The 4,275-nt window shown below is 46.1% G+C and carries 4 protein-coding genes; 2 read left to right on the top strand and 2 right to left on the bottom strand.

Annotated features, from left to right (window positions below; genetic code table 11):
• Positions 1 to 475: hypothetical protein (locus Q0294_RS04920; protein ID WP_299461515.1), on the bottom strand; the 475-nt coding region annotated here is incomplete at its 3' end.
• A 451-nt stretch (positions 476 to 926) separates the two neighbouring features.
• On the opposite strand from Q0294_RS04920, the gene Q0294_RS04915 reads away from it, so the two are divergent.
• Positions 927 to 1,475, top strand: coding sequence for a sigma-70 family RNA polymerase sigma factor (locus Q0294_RS04915; protein ID WP_299461512.1), 549 nt, complete (start codon positions 927 to 929; stop codon positions 1,473 to 1,475).
• A complete protein-coding gene (locus Q0294_RS04910; RefSeq protein ID WP_299461510.1) occupies positions 1,472 to 3,145 on the top strand; it encodes a FecR domain-containing protein in 1,674 nt (557 codons plus the stop codon). Before Q0294_RS04915 ends, Q0294_RS04910 begins: the two co-directional genes overlap by 4 nt.
• A 346-nt stretch (positions 3,146 to 3,491) precedes the next feature.
• Here the strand turns inward: Q0294_RS04910 and Q0294_RS04905 are convergent, their stop codons facing one another.
• The gene (locus tag Q0294_RS04905) at positions 3,492 to 4,163 is read right to left on the bottom strand and encodes an FCD domain-containing protein (protein ID WP_299461508.1); all 672 of its coding nucleotides are present in this window, start codon (positions 4,161 to 4,163) and stop codon (positions 3,492 to 3,494) included.
• Positions 4,164 to 4,275 lie beyond the last annotated feature (112 nt).

Genomic DNA, 4,275 nt, shown 5'->3' with positions numbered 1-4,275 from the left:
GTTGAGCAAACTCAATCCGGTTCTCCTTCATCATTTTCATATATTCGTCGTAGCTGGGAAATTTATCATTCAGCGCTTTATGAGCTTGAATGGCCTGCTGCATTCCCAGCGTACTGACCCGAGACGCCATCGAGAAATAGGCACTGCCCGCCTGCGTAAAAGGATCGACGCCTTTAATCTTGCCGTCGACGACTGAAAAATCCGGATTGTTTGCTGCTTTTTTTGCATCAATCACAACAGCGGTTGTTTTATGAATGGCACTTTTTTTGGTGTCATTCTTTTGTTCCGCAGCCGCATTTTGCGCGGGAGCTTCGGGCTCAACCTGAGGCATTTCCTGATTTCCATGATCTCCTGCCTGCTGTTGATTTTCTTGAGCCGCTCCCTGCTTTTTTGCAATTTCATTGGGATCCTGGCAACCAGACACTCCCCCCAGCAGCAGGCAGCAAACAAGAACCAGTTTCACCCTGTCAGACACGTTGTTCCCTTTTTTTTTCATCGATCACACTCGCAATGAGAGAGAAGAGATTTTGAATAAACCATTCCACACAATTCCACTTTGATCAGACGGATAGAATAACACAAAAAAGAGTCAGTTTCATCCAATTTATAGCAGACCCCCGAAAGAAAATATGTCCAGCATAGATCACCTACCATAATCCATGTTTACAGATTAATCTTGTTAAGAAATCGAGAAATTCGAAAATTTGACATTAGATCTCACTACTGAAAGCACAATTCTTAGTAGACGACTGCAAAAATATCTTTACAGAAAGTGGCCCGTATGGATTGTTTCTGACAGAAGATTAGGTAAGGATTTCCGTTCTTTCCCAAAGTGAGCTCTATTTAATTTCAATGGCCGATTTGTGGCATTATATTAGATAGCGGGCAGGCTTTGCTGAATTTACTGAACGGGGACACCTGGTTTCATGTCAAAATCCGCCTCTTCTCCTGATCAAGATGCCAGAGGTTTGTTTACATCATTACTAAACCAGGAACGATTGCGAATTTTTGGGTATATCCGTGCCCTGGTTCCCCACAGCTCTGATGCGGAAGACGTATATCAGCATGTGTGTCTGACGCTTTGGAATAAATTTAGCGAATTTGATCAGGAGCGGGACTTTTTCTCCTGGGCGTGCGGAATCGCTTTTTTTACCGTTTGCAATTTTCGCAGAAGTGTTCAACGAGACCGACACTTTTACAACCAGGAGTTAATCGAAACAATGTCATTGGAGCGGATGCAACATTTAAGCAACCACAACATTCGACTTGAGCTCCTGCAAGACTGTTTCGAAAGATTGAGCTCTGTTGACCAGGAATTACTTTTACAAGCGACATTTGAAAAACAGTCTATCAAGGAATTTGCTGAGAATGCGGGTAAAACCGTCCAGACACTTTATAATCGCCTGAGCGTTCTGAGGCGTGAATTAGCTGATTGCATCTTGCGCAAACTTAAGAGTGAGGGGTCAGCATCATGACAGCCCGAGACCTTCCTCCGAATTTTAATCGTCTGCTGAACCAGCTCATTGACAGTCAATTGTCCGAGCCGGAATTTGAAGAATTACAACAATATCTCCTCGCCCACCCACAGGCAAGACAGGCTTATTTTGATTACCTGGATATCAATACCGGAATTGAGACCGGAATTGAGAAAAATAATGTCGAAAGGTTAAAACAACTCGATCAGATTGTCACCTCTGATATCTATCAGGTGGAAGCAATCTCCAGGAGCCCCGTTAATCAGCGCACAGGAAATCTTTTCTCTGCCTTCCGATATCTGGCAGTCGCGACTGCCGCGGTTGCCTTAATGTTATCCATCGAATGGTACATGACAGGGCATATTTTTCTGGGAAAAGCGCCTGTTGCAGCATCGACTGTCGATCTACCGTACGTCGCCACTCTCACACGGGCTAAAGACTGCAAATGGGGAGCTGATAACCCCCCCCTCTTCTCGGGACAACGGTTACTGTCGAAAGAACTTTATCTGGAAGAGGGTGTTGCAGAATTTCGCTTCGACAGCGGAGTTCGGTTAGTGCTGGAAGGCCCGACCAGAATCAATATCGATTCCGCAAACTGTGCGACGGTCGACTCGGGATCGGTGGTTCTGCACGGTTATGAAGCTGCTCCGGAATTCGAGCTCATCACTCCCCAGGCCAGGTTCTTTGACATTGGCACCGAGTATGGCACGAAAGTGCAAGAGGATGGTAGTACAGAGTTGCATGTTTTTGAAGGCGAGGTTCGAATCCAGCCGCTCAAAGGAATCGCAGCAGATGACACAGAAGATCAAATTCTGACAGCAGGCGAAGCACGGCACATCGCCCAGAAAAAATACGAAGACATTGCACTGGAACCGGAAAACTTTAAACATGAAGTGCCGGAAACCACCAAAGACATGAAAGTGGTTCGAAAAGAGTTAATTGCTTACGACAGCTTTCACCCTGAAAAAATAATAGTTCCGGAAGAAACTTCTGATTGGCGTCAGGCTGGAATCGGCTGGAAAAATATCTGGCGTCAGGGAATCAACGACGCCAGACCGGCCAAAGGATTCAGCCATCCTGGTAAAACACTGCAGGCAGAAGCGATATCCCCCCATCAAGCAGGTTGCGTCGAACTGGACAGCGGAAAAAACGCCTGGCGTTCCCTGGAACAACCAATACGCCTTGATATTGACGCCATCTATTACATCAGTTTTTTCATTGAGAAAAAATCAGGCGTCAAAACAGCGGGCAATCAATATGGAAATTTTTCTTTCCAGACCGTAGATCCTGCAGACCGCGAGAAAAAAATCCTCTTCGGGATCACTTCGGAAAACTATCCGATCCTGCATAATAGTTTCCAGCACGTCCAGAAAGCGCCTCCACTGCAAGACGACAAACCGTATTTCTTTGTTGGAAAAATCGTTGCCAGCAAAAACTCACCGGACCAGATTTTCCTCCGCGCCTTTTCTGAAAACGAAACCATTCCCGACCAGGAACCTTTGGTTTGGACATGCGCCTCTGATCCTTATCATGATTCATCCACTTATGAATGCATTCGACTTTATGCCGGCAAGAGCGGTACTTACCTCTTCGATGAACTCCGAATCGGCAGATCCTGGGAATCCATTGTCAATTTCCAGGATCCCGATGACATGCCAGAAGCGGAATAAACATTTCTCAGACTGAATCTGGTTCGTTTCTCCACGATGATCCAGCTCATACATTCCGCACACGTATTTCAGTATCAACGCAGAAAATCCGGGTGATTCACCGCAGGCGAAATCCTTTTTGTAAAAATATTCTCATTATTCTTTTTTTTATAGTGAGATATTCTGCCGCGAAGACAATTTACTGATAGCAGGCCAATTGGTTACGGTTTTTTATCATAGTTTTCATTTGATTCATTGCACACTAGTCCCTGAACGGTTTGGGGGGGTTTGAGATTGACTCACGCCCCCCCTCTTCGTTTTAAAACGCTTCGAAAGATGACTTTCAAGCCCCTGACGAAGAGTTCGATCAGACAAATCCATGAAACTGCATCCGGATCATCACACGTGCGTGCTCCAAATCCCGGTTTCGAATGGCGGCTGCCAATTCGGAATGCTCCCAGATGATGCGTCTTTTCTGTTCGGGTTCCGATCGGTCTATTTCGGAAATGGTCTGAAAATATTGCGCTAAGACCTGTTGCATCCCCGCGACATATGTGGAATTCGTCATTTCCAGAACCAGCGAGTGAAATGCCAGATCCAGCTCGATTGCTTGCTCCCATTGCTGCGTTTCAATCGACTTTTCCATCCGGGTCACAATCGCATCCAGCCGGTCCAGTTGCATTGCGGTCGCATTTTTCACTGCCAGTTCAATCGCACCGACCTCTAACACGTATCGGAGCATCTTTAATTCACGCTCATCAGCTTGAGAAGTGGCTAAGAGTGGAATGCTGTCTGAAAGCAACTGAATGAAATCGGGCCTTTGAACGACCAGCCCTTTTCGCTGCTTGCCATCCAGAATTCCCAATGCGCGAAGTCGGCTGACCGCTTCCCGCACGATCGTACGGGAAACCTGATATTCTTCAGCCAGCTGCCCTTCCGTCATCAAAAGATGACCTGCTGGCAGCTGTTCTTCGATAATCCTCTGGCGAATTTTATCGGCCAGGGTGATCGCCATCGTACTTTGTGTTTGTCCAGTCATAACACAACTATTATCATACATTTCAGTCCAGATTGTCAATTTTGTTGAGACGCTATTTAGTAACCGGCCCACGAAATACACCTTGACGTGTATTGTATTCTGAATGTGTTTC

Origin of the sequence: uncultured Gimesia sp. (genome assembly GCF_937919775.1) — a bacterium.
Taxonomy (GTDB): Bacteria; Planctomycetota; Planctomycetia; order Planctomycetales; family Planctomycetaceae; genus Gimesia.
Note: the sequence above shows the minus strand (reverse complement) of the source record. Positions and strands in the feature narration are given on the sequence as shown.